This is a genomic window from Paracandidimonas lactea, from assembly GCF_021653995.1.
GTDB lineage: Bacteria > Pseudomonadota > Gammaproteobacteria > Burkholderiales > Burkholderiaceae_B > Allopusillimonas > Allopusillimonas lactea.
In genome coordinates this window covers 71,833-91,381 of record NZ_JAJJOZ010000011.1, presented here as the reverse complement: position 1 = coordinate 91,381, position 19,549 = coordinate 71,833, and the positions used below count along the sequence as shown (strand labels likewise).

Annotated in this window: 16 protein-coding genes; 11 read left to right on the top strand and 5 right to left on the bottom strand. The window is 62.5% G+C overall.

Annotation, left to right across the window (positions count from 1 at the left end; all coding sequences use genetic code 11):
• Positions 1–9 precede the first annotated feature (9 nt).
• Positions 10–1,161, top strand: a complete 1,152-nt coding sequence (locus LOL23_RS17260) for an acyl-CoA dehydrogenase family protein (protein ID WP_160979242.1) — start codon at positions 10–12, stop codon at positions 1,159–1,161.
• A 162-nt stretch (positions 1,162–1,323) separates the two neighbouring features.
• Here LOL23_RS17260 and LOL23_RS17255 read toward each other — a convergent pair whose 3' ends face one another.
• On the bottom strand, positions 1,324–2,145 hold the full coding sequence (locus LOL23_RS17255; protein WP_237173974.1) for an IclR family transcriptional regulator: 822 nt from the start codon (positions 2,143–2,145) through the stop codon (positions 1,324–1,326).
• A 252-nt stretch (positions 2,146–2,397) separates the two neighbouring features.
• On the opposite strand from LOL23_RS17255, the gene LOL23_RS17250 reads away from it, so the two are divergent.
• Both LOL23_RS17250 and LOL23_RS17245 read left to right on the top strand, forming a co-directional pair.
• A complete protein-coding gene (locus LOL23_RS17250; RefSeq protein WP_160979240.1) occupies positions 2,398–3,387 on the top strand; it encodes a Bug family tripartite tricarboxylate transporter substrate binding protein in 990 nt (329 codons plus the stop codon).
• A gap of 6 nt (positions 3,388–3,393) precedes the next feature.
• Positions 3,394–4,599, top strand: coding sequence for a CaiB/BaiF CoA transferase family protein (locus LOL23_RS17245; RefSeq protein WP_160979238.1), 1,206 nt, complete (start codon positions 3,394–3,396; stop codon positions 4,597–4,599).
• A 287-nt stretch (positions 4,600–4,886) separates the two neighbouring features.
• Here LOL23_RS17245 and LOL23_RS17240 read toward each other — a convergent pair whose 3' ends face one another.
• Positions 4,887–6,608: a sigma-54 interaction domain-containing protein gene (locus LOL23_RS17240; protein WP_237173973.1), complete on the bottom strand. Its 1,722-nt coding sequence runs from the start codon at positions 6,606–6,608 to the stop codon at positions 4,887–4,889.
• Positions 6,609–6,756: 148 nt separating this feature from the next.
• Here LOL23_RS17240 and LOL23_RS17235 point away from each other — a divergent pair, with 148 nt between their 5' ends.
• From LOL23_RS17235 to LOL23_RS17210, 6 genes are all read left to right on the top strand, one after another.
• On the top strand, positions 6,757–8,301 hold the full coding sequence (locus LOL23_RS17235; protein WP_160979234.1) for an acyl-CoA carboxylase subunit beta: 1,545 nt from the start codon (positions 6,757–6,759) through the stop codon (positions 8,299–8,301).
• Positions 8,302–8,350: 49 nt separating this feature from the next.
• Positions 8,351–9,385, top strand: a complete 1,035-nt coding sequence (locus tag LOL23_RS17230; RefSeq protein ID WP_160979232.1) for a Bug family tripartite tricarboxylate transporter substrate binding protein — start codon at positions 8,351–8,353, stop codon at positions 9,383–9,385.
• A 31-nt stretch (positions 9,386–9,416) separates the two neighbouring features.
• Positions 9,417–11,564: an acetate--CoA ligase family protein gene (locus tag LOL23_RS17225; protein ID WP_237173972.1), complete on the top strand. Its 2,148-nt coding sequence runs from the start codon at positions 9,417–9,419 to the stop codon at positions 11,562–11,564.
• Positions 11,561–12,976 (top strand): acetyl-CoA carboxylase biotin carboxylase subunit, encoded by a 1,416-nt coding sequence (locus tag LOL23_RS17220; RefSeq protein WP_237173971.1) that lies wholly within the window; start codon positions 11,561–11,563, stop codon positions 12,974–12,976. Before LOL23_RS17225 ends, LOL23_RS17220 begins: the two co-directional genes overlap by 4 nt.
• Before the next feature lie 36 nt (positions 12,977–13,012).
• Entirely contained in the window at positions 13,013–13,225 is a 213-nt protein-coding gene (locus tag LOL23_RS17215) for an acyl-CoA carboxylase biotin carboxyl carrier protein subunit (protein ID WP_160979226.1), read from the top strand.
• Positions 13,226–13,294: 69 nt separating this feature from the next.
• Complete coding sequence (locus tag LOL23_RS17210) at positions 13,295–13,741, top strand: PaaI family thioesterase (RefSeq protein WP_237173970.1); 447 nt, start codon at positions 13,295–13,297, stop codon at positions 13,739–13,741.
• Between the two features lie 73 nt (positions 13,742–13,814).
• Here the strand turns inward: LOL23_RS17210 and LOL23_RS17205 are convergent, their stop codons facing one another.
• Complete coding sequence (locus LOL23_RS17205) at positions 13,815–14,798, bottom strand: Bug family tripartite tricarboxylate transporter substrate binding protein (RefSeq protein WP_160979222.1); 984 nt, start codon at positions 14,796–14,798, stop codon at positions 13,815–13,817.
• A gap of 84 nt (positions 14,799–14,882) precedes the next feature.
• Positions 14,883–16,466, bottom strand: coding sequence for a sulfatase family protein (locus LOL23_RS17200; RefSeq protein WP_160979362.1), 1,584 nt, complete (start codon positions 16,464–16,466; stop codon positions 14,883–14,885).
• A gap of 107 nt (positions 16,467–16,573) precedes the next feature.
• Between LOL23_RS17200 and LOL23_RS17195 the strand changes: the two genes are divergently transcribed.
• The gene (locus LOL23_RS17195; RefSeq protein WP_160979220.1) at positions 16,574–17,500 is read left to right on the top strand and encodes a LysR family transcriptional regulator; all 927 of its coding nucleotides are present in this window, start codon (positions 16,574–16,576) and stop codon (positions 17,498–17,500) included.
• A gap of 37 nt (positions 17,501–17,537) precedes the next feature.
• Here the strand turns inward: LOL23_RS17195 and LOL23_RS17190 are convergent, their stop codons facing one another.
• The gene (locus LOL23_RS17190; protein WP_160979218.1) at positions 17,538–18,656 is read right to left on the bottom strand and encodes a mechanosensitive ion channel family protein; all 1,119 of its coding nucleotides are present in this window, start codon (positions 18,654–18,656) and stop codon (positions 17,538–17,540) included.
• Between the two features lie 128 nt (positions 18,657–18,784).
• On the opposite strand from LOL23_RS17190, the gene LOL23_RS17185 reads away from it, so the two are divergent.
• Entirely contained in the window at positions 18,785–19,477 is a 693-nt protein-coding gene (locus LOL23_RS17185) for a tellurite resistance TerB family protein (protein WP_237173969.1), read from the top strand.
• Positions 19,478–19,549 lie beyond the last annotated feature (72 nt).

The following is a 19,549-nucleotide window of genomic DNA, read 5'->3' as shown; positions in this document are numbered from 1 at the left end:
GGAAGCAACATGAATTTCGATTTCACAGAAGAACAGCTTGGCCTGGAAAATACGCTGCAGCGCTTTTTCGCGAAGGACTACACCTTCGAACAGCGCCGCGCACTGCTGGCCAACGACGACGGGTTCAGCCGGCAAGCCTGGACGACCTATGCCGAACTGGGCGTGCTCGCCCTGCCCTTCCCCGAATCATGCGACGGGCTCGGCGGCACAGCCGTCGACACCTACCTGGTGATGCGCAACCTGGGCCGCGGCCTGGCGCTCGAGCCTTATCTTGCCACGGTGGTGTTGTGCGGCGGCCTGCTGCGGGATTTCGCCACGCAAGTGCAGCAAGAGGCGCTGCTGCCCGCCATTGCCGCCGGTGAAAGCATGCTGACCCTTGCACACTACGAACCGCAGGCGCGCCACAATGAAGGCCGCGTGGCAACCCGCGCCAGCGTCGATGGCGCAGGCTGGCTGCTCGACGGCCACAAGAGTGTCGTGCTGCATGCAGCCAGCGCCCGCCATATCCTCGTGTCAGCGCGCCACCACGGTGACGAAGGCGAGCAGGCCGGCGTTTCGCTTTTCCTGCTGCCCCGCGGCGCCGCCGGGTTGACGTTCAAGCCTTGGAGCAATCACGATGGCACCCGCGCCGCCGACATCCTCCTGAATAAAGTCAGGGTTGGCCGCGATCAACTCATCGGCAAAGAAGGCGAGGCCCTGCCCGCCATTGCGCTGGCCATTGCGCTGGCCAATACAGCGATCGCGGCCGAAGCCACCGGCATTATGCGCGCATTGGTCGACGCCACGCTCGAGTACCTGAAAACCCGCAAGCAGTTTGGTGTGCCGCTCAGCACCTTCCAGGCACTGCAGCACCGCCTCGCCGATATGGCCATCGCCACCGAGCAGGCAGATTCCATGGCGCTGCGCGCCGCCATCGAAATGCAGAACCCCGACCCGGTCGTCAGGCTGCGCCAGGCGTCGGGCGCAAAGGCGTATGTGTCGGAATGCGCCCGCAAGGTCGGCCAGGAGGCCATCCAACTGCACGGCGGCATCGGCGTCACCGACGAGCTGAACGTGGCGCACTACTTCAAGCGGCTCACCACGCTGAGTATGTTGTTTGGCGACGCCGACTACCACCTGCGGCGCTACAGCGAGGCCATGGCGGCGGACGAGGCGCAATGACAAGCGGCGGGCATGCCTGCCGCGACGCCACCCCTGAGGCTTACCATGCAGTGCCGGCGGCCCGCCGCACCGCCATATCACCCAGGGCACGAAGCTGGCTTGCCCACAGCACGGGCACCCGGCCCAAGCTTCAGAGCCCGTTCAGAGCGGGCTCGGCATGCCTCAGTGGTGCCCCATGGCGCGCCGAATCTTGCTTACGGTTTCCAGCAGGCGAGGCCGCACCTCATCCAACAGAAATTGCTCGGACATCTTGAACGAAGGTGCGCCGCAGGTAATGACCATGATGGGCTGCGTGCTGCTGAACTGAAAGCCCAGGGCAATTGCGTTGACATCCTTCTGCCAGTCGCCGAACGATGTCGTCACACCAAGCGTACGGTATTCCTCGACAGCCTTGTCGATGCCATCCATGATTTCCTTGCGCGACCAGGCGTCCAGTTCGCTTAGGCGGTCGGCGATCTCGCGGCGCTCGGCCTCGCTGGCTACCGCGAGATAGCCGCGCCCCATCGAAGACGTCACAATAGGAATACGCGCCCCCACATCGAGGCTTAGCGTCAGGGCTGACTGGCTGCGGCAGTTCTCGATATACAGCATGGACAGGCGATCGCGTACCCCCAGCGACACCATGGCCTGCGAGAAATCTGCCAGCTCCTGCATATAGGGCCGCGCCACCTGCCGGATGTCGAGCTTGGCCAGCATACCGACCCCCAGCGACAGCGTCGCCATGCCCAGCTTGTATTTGCCGCTATCCTCATCTTGCGTCAGATAGCCCAGCTTTACCAGGGTATGCGTCAGGCGCGATATCGTGGACTTAGGCAGGCCGCAGCGCTCGGCCAGTTCCTGGTTGCCCAGCATACGCCGCCCCGAACGAAAGCACGCCAGCACCTCCAGCCCACGCGCCAGCGCCGTTACGAAATGCCGGTCATCGTCAAACTGCGCCAACGCGGAAGGGTACTTTTTGCCTGTTGATGTCGAGTGTGTTGCCACTGCTGCCCCAATGTGAAAAAAGGCTTATGGATAAGCGCCACGAATGTAGCAGTAAAACACCGCCCATGTTCTGTTTTCCAGCAATTTTATTCTGCATATCGGAACTTGCAGCCCCAAACAAACCTAGGGCTTACCCGGTTGCAGCCTCTTACCCCACTTTATAAAATGACTGCTGTTCCGCATAGCAGTTTTAATGGTCACTTATCAGAACACAAACTGCTTTCACACGGTATCGTCATCCAGGAGTCACCCTTGATTGCCAGCCTGCACAGGTGTTCGCCGCTGCGCGCCCTTTTCACCCTTATCATAGGCACCGCGGTTCTCACCGGGGCCCCCGCCTTTGCCGCCTATCCCGACAAGCCCGCCAGCTGGGTCGTGCCCTTTCCGCCCGGCGGCCCCACTGACGTCGCCACACGCGTCCTTGCAGATGCATTTGGCAAGGCCCTCGGCGGCAACTTCGTCGTTGAAAACAAACCCGGCGCCTCAGGCACCATCGGTGTTCGCAACGTCATTCGCAGCAAACCCGACGGCTACACCATCGGCACACTGGCCTCGCCCAGCCTGACTGCTCCCTTCATCCTGGCGGAACGTCCTTATGATCTGAACAAAGACGTTACGCCTATCGGGCTTGCGTATGTCACGCCCCTCATCCTGGTCGTCAATCCTACTGTTCTGCCCGATGTTATCGACGTAGCGTCGCTCGCCAAGGCCGGTAAGCACGGCAAGTCACTGAACTACACCTCCGCGGGCGTAGGCAGCACCGGCAATCTCACGATGGAACTGCTCAAGAAAGAACTAGGCTTCGATGCCGTGCATGTGCCCTACCAAGGCAGCTCGCCCGCCGTCACTGCGGTACTGGCCGGCGACGTGCCCATCATGTTGTCCGACTCAGTCGCCGTGCTCCAGCACATCAAGGCGGGCAAGCTGCGTGCCATCGCCGTCAATACCGATGCGTTCCAGGATCTCCCCGACGTCACGTCGCTCAAAGCGCAAGGCGTACAGAGCACCAAGGCCATTTCATGGGGCGGCATCTTCGCGCCCGCAGGCACACCGGACGATGTTCGCGACACGCTGACCAACACACTGCGCAAAGTACTGCAAGATCCCAAAGTGACTGATCGCATGAAGTCCGTCGGCGCCTATCCCGTATTCGGCGATGCCGCCGAGATGACCGACCACATCAAGACAGATTCGGCCATCTGGGAGCGTGTCATCAAAGACAACAAACTTGGTGCACAGTAAACCGCTATGTCCGATTCTGGTATTGCGCCGCTGGCGGGCGTTCGCGTCCTTGACCTGTCCCGTGTGTTCGCGGGGCCGCTTTGCACCATGGCGCTCGGCGACCTCGGCGCCGAAATCATCAAGGTGGAGCACCCGGTGCGCGGTGACGATACCCGGGACTGGGGCATGCACGTATGCCCCACGCGCACCACATATTTCAACTGCGCCAATCGCAACAAGCGTTCCATTACGCTCGATCTCAGCACCGAAGCAGGCCAGCATATCGCTCGCAAGCTGGCGGCCGAGTGCGATGTTGTCGTGCAGAACTTCAAACTCGGCGGCGCCGCAAAGATGCGGCTGGGCTATGAAGACCTCAAGGCCATACGCCCCGACATCGTCTATTGCTCGATCGCAGGCTATAACAGCAGCGGTCCCGAGGCCAGCCGACCGGGCTACGACCTGGTGCTGCAGGCCGAGACGGGCCTGATGCACATGAATGGCGAGCCCACGCAGCCACCGCTCAAGTTCGGCACTTCAGTCGTGGACATGTTCACCGGTATGTACGCCGCGCAAGCCATCCTGGCCGCCCTGTATCACCGCAAGGGCACGGGCGAAGGCCGTCACATCGAAATGTCGCTCTATGACAGCGGCATTTCCATCAGCGCATTCTATGGCTTGGAATCCCTCTGGCGCGGCGAAGACGTGCCCCGCTACGGGAACGCCCATCCGTCCATCATCCCCTACGGCGTGTTCGACGCCCAGGACGGTAGCCTGGTGATCGCCGTGGGCAACAACGCCCAGTTCGTCCGCTTCTGCACCGACGTCATCGACCAGCCAAGCCTCAAGGACGACGAACGCTTCAGTACCAACGTCGCCCGTTCGCGCAACCGCGATACCCTCCTGCCCATCATCAGGCAGGCCGTGGGCGCCCGCAAGCGCGCCGAACTGCTCGAGCGCCTGCATGCCGCCGGCATCCCGTGCGGCGAAGTACTGGGCCTGCACGAGGCGCTCAGTTCGGCACGCACCCGGCAGGGAAAGCTGATCGAAACCTTCCCCGTGCCCGAGGAACGCGACGCGCATGTCATGGCGCCCCCCTACCGCCTGGATGGCCAGCGGCCTCCGGTGCGCCACGTGCCTCCCACACTCGGCGAAGGCACCGACGACATCCTGCAATCATTGCTCGGCCTGTCGCACGATGAACTTGCGCAACTGCGCGGCAAGGGTGTGATCTGACACCCGACCGCTGGGCCGACCGAGCCTCGGCGGTCACGGCGACCCGGTCGTGACCGCCGGTACGATCCGAACCCGGTGGGCGGTGAGATCTTATCTTCGCATCCGGTGCGGTCTGATCCCGGCATCCGGTGCGGTCTGATCCCGGCGTCCGGTGCGGTCTGATCCCGGCATCCGGTGCGGTCTGATACCGGCGTCCGGTGTGGTCTGATCCCGGCGTCCGGTGCGAGCCGGCCCCGATAGCCGTTAAAATCACACGCCGCCGCGCAGGGCGCAATGCGCGGCCCCGCCTAGCCGCCCGACCGCGCCAGAATCTTGTATAGATGCGAACGTGAAATACCGAGCACTTGCGCGGCCTGTTTCTTGTTTCCGCCGAGCTTGTCCAGCGCCTCGCGCACTGCCTGGTATTCCCGTTCCTTGAGGCTGGCCGGCATGGCGCGTGCATCACCTTCCTGAATCGTAATGGCCGCATCGATTGCATAGGCCGCCTGCATGCCCGCGGAAGGCGGCGCGCCAACGACAGCCTGCCCGGCGGCGTGACCCGGCATGCTGTAACGTTCGAAGTCAGCCACGCCCAGCTCACGCAAATCGCAGAACACCAGCGCTTCTTCAATACGCTGACGCAACTGCCGGACATTGCCCGGCCACTCCTGCCCCGCCAGATACGGCACCACCTCGCTGCCTATCACCGGTACAGGCATACTATTGCGGCGACAAAAATCCCGAACGAAATAGTCCAGCAGTTCAGGGATATCCTCGCGCCGATGGCGCAGCGCAGGTATGTGAAGCACCACGCCGCTCAATCGATAGTAAAGATCCAGGCGAAAACGCTCCGCGTCGATCAACTGTTGCATATTGCGGTTCGTAGCGGTGATCAGGCGAAACTGCACCTGGCGGCTGTCTCCGCCCCCCAGGCGCTGCACGCGCCGGTCTTCCAGCACACGCAGCAGCTTGACTTGCATCTCGATAGGAATGTCACCGACCTCGTCAAGAAACAACGTGCCGTTCTGCGCCTGTTCGATGCGGCCTTGCTGGCCACGGCGGCTGGCGCCGGTGAATGTGCCGGGCTCATAGCCGAACAGCTCAGCCTCAAGCAGCGTAGCGGGTAAGGCGGCCAGATTCAGGCTCACCAAGGGCGCTACGTCATCCGGATTCGACTGGCGATGGATGGCTTGAGCCACGAGCTCCTTGCCCGTGCCGCTCTCCCCAAGTATTAGTACCGGTATATCCAGATGCGCCACTGTGGCGATCTCCCGGCGTAGCCGCTGCATAGGCGCGCTGCTGCCGAGCAGCGGCACACCGTCCCGCGTATCGTCCGGGAAGTCCACCTGCTGGCTCAACACCGTGCGGTGCACGCGCAGCACCGATTCTGGATCCTTGAACAGCACCTGGCCCACCGCGCCCACAACCTGCTCGCCACGCCTGATAGGCAAACGGTTGACGACCCGCGTTACCCCCTGCATCCGCTGCAATTGCGCAATTTCGGCCCGCCCACTGCGTGCGACCTCGGCCAGCCGGGAATTTGGAATGACTTTGGCCGCATCCTGCCCCACCGCGCCGCCTGGCGGTAAGCCCAGGAATCGCTCGTGCACCGGGCTGACGTAGCGCATCCTGCCCTGGGCGTCTGCCACCGTGATCGCCTGATAGGGATTGCTGATCATGAACTCCATGATTTCGGTAGCGAACGGCACCTGAGACAGAAACTCAAACAGCGGACTGGATGCATCCATCGGCCGCAGCAGCACGGCAAGATGTACGCCGTGCTGCAGGACCAGACCTATGAATCGATCCGCATCAGGGCCGTGCCCATCGATTGCGATCAACCGGGATCCGCCGTTTTCAGGGCCGGACACCCCTTCCGCACGCGCGGCGCGCAGCGCCTTACCCACCGCCTGCTGCACGTCAGGGACGGCGCCAGCGCCCAGGCACCATGCGACTGTGTCATGAGCATCGAAAACGATGATGCCCAGGCTGTCCTCGCCATTACCCGACTGTGTTTTCAGTGAACACATGCTTTCTCTCTTGTACACATATGTCGTCTATGACGACACATTTAAACCAATTCAAGCTGTCTTTCCTGTGAATCATTCTGGCACAGGTTTTGCTTGTATGCCATATGTAGTTATCTGAGACACGACAAGCATAAAAAGGAGGCTGCCCATGTCCTGGCAACCCGAGATCGACGAACTGGCCTACCGCAAAAAGCTCTCCCTCGCCATGGGCGGGCCGGAAAAAGTACAGAGACACAAAAACGCGGGCAAGCTAACGGTGCGCGAACGCATCGAAGGCATTGCCGACCAGGGATCATTCACCGAGATCGGCGCGCTCGCCGGCAGCGGACAGTACGATGCACAGGGCAAAATTCTGGGTGTCACGCCATCAAACCTAGTCGTAGGCCGCGCCCGGATCGATGATCGCCCAGTCGTACTTATGGGTGATGACTTTACCGTCCGCGGCGGCGCCAATGACGGTGCGGTGGGCGAGAAGCTCGTCTATGCGGAGCGCATGGCAGGCGACCTGCGGCTCCCGGTCGTGCGGCTGGTCGATGGCACGGGCGGCGGCGGTTCCGTGCGCAATATCGAAACCAAAGGCCACACCCTGATCCCCACCATGAAGGTGTGGCAGCACGTTGTGGAAAACATGACGCTTGTGCCGGTCGTCTCCCTGGCGCTCGGGTCCGTCGCGGGCATGGGGGCGGCGCGCGTCGCAGCAAGCCATTATTCGGTCATGGTTAAGGACACCGCCCAGCTCTTCAATGCGGGCCCGCCGGTGGTTGCCCGTATAGGCCAGAACGTCACCAAGAACGAGCTCGGCGGCAGCCAGATCCACACGCGCAACGGCGTGGTTGACGACGAAGTTGCCACCGAGGCCGAGGCTTTCGAGCGTGCACGCCGCTTTCTGTCGTACTTGCCCTCATCGGTTTTCGACACCGCGCCGCGCGCCGCGCCGCCGGTTGCACAACAAGACCAGGCCTGGCTGCTGAGCGCGATTCCCCGCGATCCTCGGGCCGTCTACAAAATCAGGCCCATCGTCGAAACCCTGGTCGATGAAGGCTCATTCTTCGAAATGGGCCGTCGCTGGGGCAAGGCCCTGGTTACGGGCCTTGCACGCATCGACGGCTGGCCGGTCGCCGTAATGGCCAGCGACCCTTACCACTACGGCGGCGGCTGGGACCGGGCGACGGCAGAAAAGCTTATCCGCTTCGTCGACCTCGCCCAGGCCTTCCAGCTACCCGTCGTAAACCTGGTCGACATTGCCGGCTTCCAGATCGGCGTCGATGCGGAAAAATCGGGCGTCATGCGTGCCGGTGTACGTGCTCTCGCCGCGGTCTACCAGGCAACTGTGCCTTGGTGCTCAATCATCCTGCGCCGCGCATATGGCGTGGCGGCGGCTGCGCACCAGCATATGGGCCGCCACAACTTCCGCTACGCCTGGCCCTCGGCAAACTGGGGGTCATTGCCCATCGAAGGCGGACTGGAGGTCGCCTACAAGGCCGAGATCGAGGGCGCCGACGATCCGCAACGCAAACGCGCCGAAATCGAACAACGCGTGCGCAGCTTGACATCCCCATTTCGCAGTGCCGAGGCCTTTGTCATCGAAGACATCATTGATCCGCGCGAAACCCGCACGCACCTGATCGAGTTTGCAACACTGGCGGCACGGTTGCGTGAGCCCGGCCAAAAGCAGTTCGGCCTGCGGCCGTGACGCAACACACACTGACACGAACCATCATCAAACAACAAGGAGACTCACCATGCACTTTTACGCCGACCACACCGCCAGCGCCGGGCAACACACAACAACCACCGCGCAGCGCGGGCGCCTGCGGCTCGCCGCCGCCTTCGCGCTCGCGGGGCTGACGGTATTCGCCCCCTTGACCGCCACCGCCGCCGAGTGGCCGACCCAGCCCATTACCATCATTGTGCCGTTTCCTGCTGGCGGCATGACAGACGTACTGGCGCGCCGCCTGGCCCAGCACATGCAGGACAAACTAGGCCAGAGTGTGGTCGTGGAGAACCGCGCTGGCGCCAGCGGCCAGATCGGCTCCGCCGTGGTGGCACGTGCCAAACCGGATGGCTATACCCTGCTGGTTTCAGCCACCCATCACGTCATCAACCCGGCGATACGCACCAACCTTCCCTACGATACACGCAAGGACTTCACCGATCTGGCCCTGATGGCGACGACACCCAACGTGCTGGTGGTCAATAAAGACGTCCCTGCCAATGACTTGAAGTCGTTCTCAGACTACGTTAACAAGCATCCCGGCGGCGTCATGTTCGGCTCGTCAAGCATTGGCGGCGCCACCCATCTTTCCGGAGAGCTGCTGAAACTGGAAACCGGCCTCAAGATTGCCAATGTCCCCTACAAAGGCGCAGCACCGGCAATGACAGACTTGCTGGGCGGGCAAATCCCGGCACTGTTCCATGACATCACCACCATGACGCCCTATGTGCTGGACGGGCGCGTCAAGGCCATTGGCGTAACGTCTGCCCAGCGCAGCCCCGCGCTGCCCAACGTCCCCACCATCGCGGAACAAGGGGTGCCCAATTATCTGGCCATCACCTGGATTGGCTTCTACGGCCCGGCCGGGCTGCCGGATGGCATCGCACAGAAGCTCAACACGCTTGCCCGCGAAAGCATGCATACCAAATCCGCCCTGGCCGCTTTCAACAGCAACGGCACCGAGCCGGGCGACCTGGATCTTCCGGCATTCAAGGCCTTCGTCAGCAGCGAATTGAACAAGTGGCAGGATGTCGTAAAACGCGCGGGGGTCAAGGTTGAATAAACCCGTTGAAGCCATCGCCAGGAACCGTTCCATGACGCAGGCAGCCGATGTGCTGGATATTCTGTCGCCCCGACGCGTGGCCATACTGGGCGCGTCGGACAACCCCATCAAAGCGGGCGGCCGCCCCATCCACTACATGCTGCGGCACGGTTATGCAGGAGACATCTACCCCATCAACGCAAGCAGGGAGCGCATACAGGGCATCAAGGCCTACCGCACGCTTGCCGACCTGCCTCACACGCCCGATGTAGTCGTCATCAGCATCGCCGGCAAAGATGTCGCCGAGGCGATAGACCAGGCAGCGGCGGCAGGCGCACGCGCCGCTGTCGTCTATTCGTCGGGATTTGCCGAGCTTGGCGACACCGGGCGAGTGGCGCAGGCGCAGATGCTCGCGCGGGCTCGCACCGCGGGCTTGCGGCTTTTCGGGCCGAACACCCAAGGTGTTGCCAACTTCCGCAATCAGGCCATCCTGAGCTTTTCGACGATGATCAATGAATGCCCGCCGCAAGACGGGCCCGCTGCGATCATCAGCCAAAGCGGCGCTGGCGCGGCCATCGTCTACGGCGGCCTTCGGCGCCAGGGCCTGGGCGTGCGTTATCTGGTGGCGACGGGTAACGAGGCAGACCTGAACGTCGCAGATGTCGCCGACGGCTTGATGCAGGATCCTGATCTGCGCCTGCTGCTGACCTACGCAGAATCGCTGCGTGACCCCGCCTTGATGGCCAGGGCCGCGCGCCTGGCTGCCGCCCGGGATCTACCCATTCTCGCCGTCATGGCGGGTCGCACCCAGGAAGGCCGGATCACCGCCAGCTCGCATACGGGCGCGTTGGCAAGCGAAGACGCACTGACAGATGCATTCCTGCGCCAGCACAATATTGTGCGGGTCAACGACTTCCATGAGTTGTCCGAGTACGCCCATTTGTTCACAAAGCGTGAGCGGCCGCGCGGCAAGCGCGTCGTCGCCATCAGCAACTCTGGTGCAACCTGCGTGCTGGCCGCCGATGCCGCCCAGCAGAACGGGCTGGATCTGGCCCGGTTCAATACGGTGCAAACCGATAGCCTGCGCGAAGTGCTGCCCGCATTTGTTTCGCCCCGCAACCCCATTGATATGACCACGGCGTTACTCACCCAGCCGGAGATTTTCGGGAAAACCTTGCAAAGTGTCGCGGCCAGCGATGCTGCCGACAGCGTATTCACCGGCTTTCCCATTGGCGGAGAAGGCTATGACATGCAAGACTTCGCCCGCCAGACTGCCGCATTCTGCGCACAAACCAATGTGCCCGTGGCCGTGTGCGCCGTACAGGATTGGGTTGCGGATGCTTTCCGCCAGGAGGATGTGCCTGTATTCCAGAGCGAAGCGCGCGCTATGCGAGGGCTGAGCCTGCTGGCCAATTACGAAACGCGACGGCAAGCCATCCTGCGCAACGCGCAGACTGCCAACAATGCGGCGCAGGACGCAGGCGCGCGCCCGCCGATCGCACTTGCCGACACCGAACCTTCTGGCTCAGGCTCTCGCCACCGCTCGCTGGACGAGCCGGCCAGCCTGGCGCTGCTGGCCCAGGCGGGCCTGAATATCGTTGCACACCAAGTCTGCCGCGAGGAAGATCTGCTGCGCGATGCTGTGGCTCGCCTTCAGGCGCCCTTCGTTGCCAAGGGCGTATCCGCCACCGTGACACACAAATCGGATCACGGCCTGGTACGGCTGGGGCTGGACAGCGTCAGCAGCGCCCAACAGGCATGGACAGACTTTTGCGCAACCCTGCAATCCATCGGCGTCCCCTTCGAAGGCCTGCTGTTGGCTGAACAGCACAAGGCAGACTTCGAACTCGCCCTGGGCGCACACTGGGACGACGCTTACGGCCCGGTGGTCATGATCGGCCAGGGCGGCGTTCTGGTAGAGGCATTGCGCGACACGCAGTTCCTGTGTGCACCGTTCACGCAGGACGATGCGCGGGAAGCCATTGAGCGTCTCTTCATCTTCCGCGCATTTGCCGCCACGCGGGGCATGCCCGCCGTCGATGTCGACGCGCTTGCCGCCCTCCTTGTGAGGCTGGGCGACTGGTTCGCCGCGCAGGCGGGGGCGGTTCAGTCTGTGGACGCCAATCCGGTTCTTGTATCCCGGCGGGCACCCCCCGTCATCGTGGACGCCGTCGTCATTCAGAAGGAGAAAATCGCGTGACATCCGCACACCAGGCCACATCGTCGGCAGCGCCCCTCCCCAAGCGGCTGCTCATCGCCAACCGTTCGGCAGTCGCCGCACGGATACTCCGTTCGGCAAAGGCGCTGGGCATAGAAACCGTCGTCATCTACTCCCCCACCGACGCCACGCTTCCGTATATTGGCGAGGCGGATGCTGCCTATGCGCTGCCCGGCGACACCCCTGCCGAGAGCTATTTGAATCAGGATGCCATCCTGAAGATCGCCGCAGACTCAGGCACCGACGCCATTCATCCCGGCTACGGGTTTCTGTCCGAGAACGCTGAATTCGCAAAGCGGGTGTGCGATGCGGGCCTGTGCTTCGTCGGCCCCAGCCCCATCTGGCTTGAGCGTCTCGGCGAAAAAACGGGTGCACGCCGCTTCATGCGGGCGCACGGCATGCCGCAGACCCCCAGCTCCGACATACTGGCAGGCGATCTCGATACCGTCAGTGCAAGCGCCCGCGCAATAGGTTATCCGGTGCTGATAAAGCCGGCATCGGGCGGCGGCGGCATCGGCATGGTTCCAGTACATCATGAAGATGATTTGCCCGCCGCGTGGTCCTCCGCCATGGCAATCGCCCAACGCAGCTTCGGGCAGTCAGGCCTCTATCTGGAAAAACTTGTCGAACGGCCGCGCCATATCGAGTTTCAGTTTCTTGCCGACCGCCACGGCAATGTGGCGCTGCTGCACGAACGCGATTGCAGCGTGCAACGCCGCAACCAAAAAGTGCTCGAAGAAGCGCGGGCGCCGGGCCTGCCGCCACAAGTACTGAATGAGGTTGGTGAACAGCTGCGAGGCATACTGGCGCGCACAGGCTATGACGTCATCGGTACCGTTGAAATGCTGTACACCCCGGAAACTGGCTTCAGCTTTCTAGAGGTCAATACACGCCTTCAAGTCGAACACGCGGTCACGGAACAAATCACTGGCGTGGACATCGTTGCCGCCCAGATCCGTCTTGCGGCCGGCCAGCCGTTGAGCCAGGTTCTGCCCACGCCGCCCGCCGCGCGCGGGCACGCCATCCAAGCACGGATTTATGCGGAAGACCCGCGACGCTTCCTGCCCTCCCCCGGCACGCTGTCGCGTTTTAATATGCCGCAAATGCCAGGCATACGCGTGGAAACCGGCTACGCCGCCGGCTGCATCGTACCGCGCCACTACGATCCGATGCTGGCAAAGATTATCGCCACCGGCGACACAAGGCAGCAGGCACTGGCGCAGTTGCAGGCTGCTCTGGCGGCAACAGATATAGCGGGCGTCAAAACCAACGTCCCCTTTCTACTGCGTGCCTTGGATCACACCGACTACCGCAACGGCAGGCTTGATGTCGAGATTGTCGGCCGCATCCTTGCCACGCCCGAAACCACCGAGGCCGCGCCACAGACGGCCTGACTCGCGACCATTACGCAACATAAGACAGGACACAAGATGAACACGATAAAATCGATCGTTTCAGGTACAGTTACGCGAATCCATGCGGCACCGGGCGACACACTCTCGCCAGGCGATATCGTCCTTACCGTGGAGTCCATGAAAATGGAGATCCCTGTCGAGGCGGAAACAGCCTGCCGCATCCGCGAGATCCTCGTCGCCGAGGGTGCCTCCGTGAACGAAGACGACGACATCGCTGTCGTCGACTAGGTGGCGCAACGCGCCCTGAACAACCAGGCCGGCCCCTGCCGGCCGCCAGCAGCACCAGATACCTTAACGATGAACACTGCAACAGCCCCCCAGCCCAACACCTCAGCCGGCAATGTGTCCGACAGCGCCTACTTCGGCCTCGATATCCCTTTCATGGAATACCTCGGCCTGCAGGCCGAGCACATGGAAGACGGCTATGTGCGTACACGCCTGCCGGCGCATCCCATGCTGGTCAACAGCCGTGGAGACACCCATGGCGGCACATTGATGAGTGTGCTCGACTTCACCCTAAGCGCCGCCGCCCGCAGCCACGATCCTCACAACCTGGGTGTCGTCACCGTGGAAATGTCGACGCATTTCCTCGATGTAGCGCGCGGCGAACTCGTGTTCGAAGCCCGCAACCTGCGCCGGGGCCGCAGCACGGTCTTCAGTGAAGGCACCGTCACCAATGCCGCCGGCGACACCGTCTGCGTAGCGCGGGCCACGTTCAAGCTGATCAAGCGGAACAAGCCGTAACGCAAGATGCGCCTAGGCGTCGAAGCGCCCGGGCGCGCAGGCAACAAGCCACGCCCGAGGGCGAATCCTCGTCTCAATGTATCGAAATATCGGCCTTCTTGACGACCTGCTCCCACCGCGCCGCCGCTTTATCCAATTGCACTCGGGTCTGCGCGGGCGTAGTCACCACGGGTTCCAGCCCCAACGTGTCCAGGCGCTCGCGTATCCTGGGGTTCGCAAACGCTTTCTTCATCGCGTCGCTCCAGGTCTGCACAACAGCCTCAGAGGTCCCCTCGGGGGCCATCAAGGCGTAGCCGAACGACACGTCAAAGTTCTCCAGGCCTTTGATGCCCGATTCGGCAATGGTGGGCACATCAGGCATCTTGGGGTCGCGCTTGCCACCTGATACCGCGAGCGGAACCAGCTTGCCCGCCTTCACGAACTGAAACGATCCGCCGGTAATCAGAAAGCCCACGTCCGTCTGCCCCGCCAGCAAGCCGTTCGTGGCCGGCGCATTGCCCTGGTAGGGCACATGGGTCAGTTTGCCATCCAGTTGCTGGTTGAAATACGCCATGGTTAGATGCCCAGGTGAACCTAGGCCCGCCGACGCATAGGTAAGGTCGGAGGCCTTGGCCTTGTCCACAAACTGCGCCAGCGTCTTTACACCGAGCGAAGGGTGAGCCACCAGCGTCTGGTTGAACACACCCGCCATGCTGATCGGCACCAGCACTTTGCGTGCGTCGAATTTCGACTTGGTATACACGAAGGGATTGACCGTATACAGCGTATCCACAGTCAGCAGCAACGTATAGCCGTCGGGCTTCTGCCGCGCCACATACTGCCCGCCCACCTGTCCCCCCGCGCCCGCGTGGTTTTCCACAATAACAGTCTGGCCCAGTTGCTGCGATGCATCTTCCGCGACCAGCCGAGCGACGATATCGAGCGGACCGCCAGGCGGGTAGTTGACCACAATCGCCACCGGCCTTTCGGGATAGGCGGCCTGCGCCTGCCCGGCTGGGAGCCCCACAATGCCGACTGCGGCCACCAGGGCATAAAGATACGAGCTATAGGGTTTCATCAATGTCTCCTTTATGTAGGTTTCCCGCAAGGCGCGGTGTCGCGGCGCCCGAGGGACGATAAGGTTTTTGTCCAGCCACGTGCGTCAAGCCAGCGCGGTCGGTGCGGGGCTGGTCTCGGAGTGCTCGATCATCCCAAGCGCCAGCGCATGCAGCATCGATTGCCTCACCTGCGCATGCCCGGGTGAGCGCCACAAGTTTTCCAACTCCATCGGATCTGCACGCAAGTCATACAACTCACCCCACTCGCATCCTTCATACACGCTGACCCGGTATTCGGCGTTTACCAACGTGCGCATCCGCACCCGCCGGTCAAAGCCAAACATAATGCGCTGGCCCTCTTCCTCGACCAGGATATCGTCCCGCAACGACGCTTGCGCACCAGCCATAAGCGGCAGTAGCGATTTGCCCTGCATGCCGTTGTAGGGCGTGATGCCGACCCGATCCAGGATCGTGGCGGCCACATCGATGGTCGATGCCAGGGCACCGCCATTCGCGTGGTCGTTCGGGCGCGTGGGATCCATCCATATAAACGGCGTCCGGATCAGGCTCTGGTAGTGAATCGGCCCCTTCCAGAGCAACTGGTGATCGCCCAGATAGTCTCCGTGATCGCTCATGAAAATGATGATGGTGTTATCGCTGACGCCCTGTTGCGCAAGCTCGGCGGTCACCTCCCCGATTACTGCATCAATGTGCGAGATCGAACCATAGTTGAGCGCAATGGCTTCGCGGGCCTCGCGCTCGGTACAGGCGAACAGCGCCGGTGTGGACTTCACCGCCTTCCCCTCGTCGCGCTGCCGGTACAGCCATTGCACCGGCGGCGCAGCCTCGTGCTCCGCGCAGGCGTGAAACGATTCGGGCAGATCCACCGCCTCGGGCCCGTACATATCCCAATACTTGCCGTGCGGCGTGAACGGATGATGCGGATCGGGAAACGAACACATCATGAAGAACGGCTTACCAGCCTGCGCATATTCGCGGATCAACGAGCGCGCCTCGTTGCCAATATAGGCACTGGTCGACAACTCTTCAGGCACACGGGTGCGCCAGGCCTGCCCGCAGCGCGACAGTTCATAATCCGGGGTGGGGATGGCGTGTTCGGGGCCGGCTGTGGCGGCGGCCTCTGGGTGGTTCTTCTCCAGCCAGCGCCAGTAGTGCCCCCAGACCTGATCACCATGATCCACCGCAAGCGCCACCCGCGAGAAACCATAGAACGGCGTTTCGAGATCATGAGCGGGATCCCGGCGCCACAAAGGCCCCCACTCCTGATCATAGTTGCCGGGCGCGGCACGACGCGCCTCGCCGTCCATTGGCGGATCTGCGGGGCCGGGCCAATGCGGCCCCTTGCCGGTCATATTTTGCAGGTGCGACTTGCCCACCAGCGCCGTTTCATAGCCCGCTTCCCGCAGACGATCAACGAATGTCACCGACTCCAGCGCCAAGGGGATGCCATTATGCCGCGCGCCGTGCACGGACGGCATCCTGCCCGTCATCAAGGAAGACCGGTTGGGCATGCAGATCGGGCTCGCAACATAGAACCTGTCCGCTCTCCAACCGCGACGTGCAATCGCATCAAGATTCGGCGTCTTCACGATCTTGTTTCCGTATACCCCCAGGTGATCGGCTTTGTGCTGATCTGTGATGAACAGCAGGATATTCGGCTTCCTCATCATCTTTAGGCCTCAATAGTATAGGTATGCAGCCATCATTATCCTGGCCATAGATATAATTTAATAATGATTCTTTCTTTGATATTCATAAATTAAGGTAATGCCTTATGGCAACAGACTGGACACGCAATCTGCGGCTGCGCCAGCTCAAGATGCTTGAGCGTATGTGCGAAACCCGCAACCTCAGCCAGGTTGCGCAAGAGTTCCAGCTTACTCAGCCGGCGCTGTCGAAGTGGTTGCGCGACTTTGAAGAAGATCTCGGCACTAGGCTGTTCCAGCGCCATGCGCGCGGCATGACTCCGCTCCCTATCGCATTGGAGCTCGCCCGCCAGGCTAAGGCCATCACCGGTCGGCTCGATCGCGCCCGACAGACCGTCGAGCAAATGGTGGGCGCCGCCAGCGGGCAGATCACCCTGGGCGCCAGCCCGATGGTGGCCATTGTCCTGCTGCCCCAGCTCGTGCAGGCACTCCACCTCAGGTGCCCTACCGCTGTCATCGAAATCATCGAGGGCCCCATTGATACGCTAATTCCCCGGCTACGCTCTGGGGCGCTGGACCTGATCATCGCGCGGGTCGAGGCCGGGGACGCGCCACACGACATGCACCATGAGCGGCTCTGCAGCGTGGGCCTGTGCCTGGCAGCCTGCCGCACGCATCCATTGGCGAACCGGCCCACCGTCACGTGGGAAGAAGCGCTCAGCTACCCCTGGATCGCACCCGGCAGGCACAGCCCTATACGCCAACAGCTAGACCTGGCCTTCGAGAGCCTGGGCGTCGGTAGCCCGAATGTGCTGATCGAGTCCTCGTCCGTCTCGACCACGGCCAGGATACTGCCCGGCACGGCTTTCATTGCCCCCATGGCCTCCTTCCTGGCCCACAGCGTAGGCGTCACAACCACCATCAACGTCTCCTGGGCCGGCCTGAACCTATCGGCCTCCATGGACATGATCTGGCGCCCCGATGACACAGAATTTGCGCTACTCGACACACTGAAGGCGTGCGTGCGCGAGCAGGCGCTGGCATTGCAGGCATAAACAGTACGCCCGCAGTACCCCCGCATGGCGCGGCGCATCAGGGCGCCGGGCTGGAGGCATCCTGACCGGCAGTGTCCAGCGGCCCGCCTGGCTCGCTGGCCTGTGTGCCGAGCTCCGCGCGCATGCGCGGCAGGCACTCGGGATGATGCTGCTGGATGTAGGCCACAAGCCCCTCGCGCACCTTGCAGCGCAAGTCCCACGCCAAGCCGGAGTCCGCAGCGCTCACCAGGGCGCGGAGTTGCATGGCCCGCTCCCCGGCTTCTGTCACCTGCAGCAGACACACCCTGCCATCCCATTCAGGCGCTTCGCGGCACAGGCGATCGAGCTCTTCGCGCAAAGGAGCCAACGGCAGACGATAATCGGCCCACAAAAATACCGTGCCAATGATTTGCGCGGTTCTTCGCGTCCAGTTCTGGAACGGATTCTCGATGAACCATTGCAACGGCACTACCAGCCGGCGCTCATCCCAGATGCGCACCACCACGTAAGATCCGGTTATCTCTTCAACCCGGCCCCATTCACCCTGTACGATCAACACATCATCCAGCCGTATGGGCTGGGTGATGGCAATCTGCAGCCCAGCGATCAGGTTGCCCAGCACGGGCCGCGCCGCAAAGCCCGCCACCAGGCCCATCAAACCAGCCGAAGCCATCAGGCTCGCTCCGATCTGCCGCACAGCGGGAAACGTCATAAGCATGGCAGCCAGCGCCACCAGCACGATAGCCATATTCATGCAGCGCACCAGAACACGCGTCTGCGTATGGATGCGGCGCGCACCCAGGTTATCGGCCACATCGGCAGGGTTGAGGACGATGATGCCTTCGCCCAAGCCCATCGTCGCGCGTACCGCCAGCCAGGCAAGCACTGCAATCAAGGCCAGTTTCACCGCCTGGCGCACCCCCGCGATACCAGGCAGCGTATCCGACGCCCCTATGCAGACCATCGCCAGCGCCACCCCCACCAACACCCAGCGCCCGGGCGTGAACGTAAAGCGTGCCACAGATGCCAGCAACGGCCGCCGCAGCGTCAGCCGCCGCACCAACGCAGCCAGCAGCCGATGCGCGACCAATGCAGCCAGAACAGCCAGTACCGCCACCAGGCCCGTCGCCATCCACGGGTGCCGTTGCGGAAACATCAAGACCAGAGACCAATCCATGCCGACTCCTTGTGGTATGGATTTACGCTAGCATGGTCCGTGCCAGCGCGCCCCGGATATACTGATGCGATCAAGTTATCCGGCATATTGATTGCCGGCGTTGCTCGAAACAGCAAGGAACGCACTGCATGTCTATCCAGCAATTACTTCAACAAGTACTCCAGTCAGGGCAGAGTCTGGTCCAGGATGCCGGCAACCGCGCCCAGCAGTCCGCGCCCGACCTTACATCGGCACTCGGCGGCTTCGGCGGCGGCGCGCTGGCGGGCGGTGCCCTCGGCCTGCTGCTGGGCAACAAAAAGTTTCGCAAAATGGGCGGTAAATTCGCCACCTATGGCGGCGTAGCCGCCCTAGGTGCCCTGGCGCTCAAAACCTACCAAGACTGGCAGCGCAACAATGCCACCGGCGCCGATGCGGTCAGCAGCGCAGCGCCCGCCAGTGCCCCCGTGCCCGCCCTGCCCTCGGGCAACCTCGAAACCGACAGCCGCATCATGCTTTCCGCCATGATCGCCGCCGCCAAAGCCGACGGCCACATTGGCGCCGAAGAACGGCAACTGCTCGATGACGAAATCGCCCGCCTCAATGCCAACCCCCACGACCGCACCTGGTTCGACGCCGAACTGGCCAAACCGGCCGACCCCGCCGAAGCCGCCGCACTGGCGTCCACCCCCGAGCAAGCCGCCGAAGTCTACCTGGCCAGCCTACTGGTCATCGACGAGCAAAGCTATATGGAACGCGCCTACCTCGATGAACTCGCCCGCCGCTTGCCGCTTCCGCCAGGGTTGAAAGAGGAGCTAGAGGCCAAGGTGGCTGGCCTGGCGTAAGGCCCGCCATCATGAGAAAGCGAAATACAACGTGCATGCAGCCCATTTAACTCCATACGCTGTAATTCCCGC

Excerpts from the sequence above, each read along its gene's own strand:
- LOL23_RS17260 (WP_160979242.1), top strand. The coding sequence starts at position 10 with ATGAATTTCGATTTCACAGAAGAACAGCTTGGCCTGGAAAATACGCTG.
- LOL23_RS17245 (WP_160979238.1), top strand. The coding sequence starts at position 3,394 with ATGTCCGATTCTGGTATTGCGCCGCTGGCGGGCGTTCGCGTCCTTGAC.
- LOL23_RS17240 (WP_237173973.1), bottom strand. The coding sequence starts at position 6,608 with ATGTGTTCACTGAAAACACAGTCGGGTAATGGCGAGGACAGCCTGGGC.
- LOL23_RS17235 (WP_160979234.1), top strand. The coding sequence starts at position 6,757 with ATGTCCTGGCAACCCGAGATCGACGAACTGGCCTACCGCAAAAAGCTC.
- LOL23_RS17230 (WP_160979232.1), top strand. The coding sequence starts at position 8,351 with ATGCACTTTTACGCCGACCACACCGCCAGCGCCGGGCAACACACAACA.
- LOL23_RS17225 (WP_237173972.1), top strand. The coding sequence starts at position 9,417 with ATGACGCAGGCAGCCGATGTGCTGGATATTCTGTCGCCCCGACGCGTG.
- LOL23_RS17215 (WP_160979226.1), top strand. The coding sequence starts at position 13,013 with ATGAACACGATAAAATCGATCGTTTCAGGTACAGTTACGCGAATCCAT.
- LOL23_RS17210 (WP_237173970.1), top strand. The coding sequence starts at position 13,295 with ATGAACACTGCAACAGCCCCCCAGCCCAACACCTCAGCCGGCAATGTG.
- LOL23_RS17205 (WP_160979222.1), bottom strand. The coding sequence starts at position 14,798 with ATGAAACCCTATAGCTCGTATCTTTATGCCCTGGTGGCCGCAGTCGGC.
- LOL23_RS17200 (WP_160979362.1), bottom strand. The coding sequence starts at position 16,466 with ATGAGGAAGCCGAATATCCTGCTGTTCATCACAGATCAGCACAAAGCC.
- LOL23_RS17195 (WP_160979220.1), top strand. The coding sequence starts at position 16,574 with ATGGCAACAGACTGGACACGCAATCTGCGGCTGCGCCAGCTCAAGATG.
- LOL23_RS17190 (WP_160979218.1), bottom strand. The coding sequence starts at position 18,656 with ATGGATTGGTCTCTGGTCTTGATGTTTCCGCAACGGCACCCGTGGATG.
- LOL23_RS17185 (WP_237173969.1), top strand. The coding sequence starts at position 18,785 with ATGTCTATCCAGCAATTACTTCAACAAGTACTCCAGTCAGGGCAGAGT.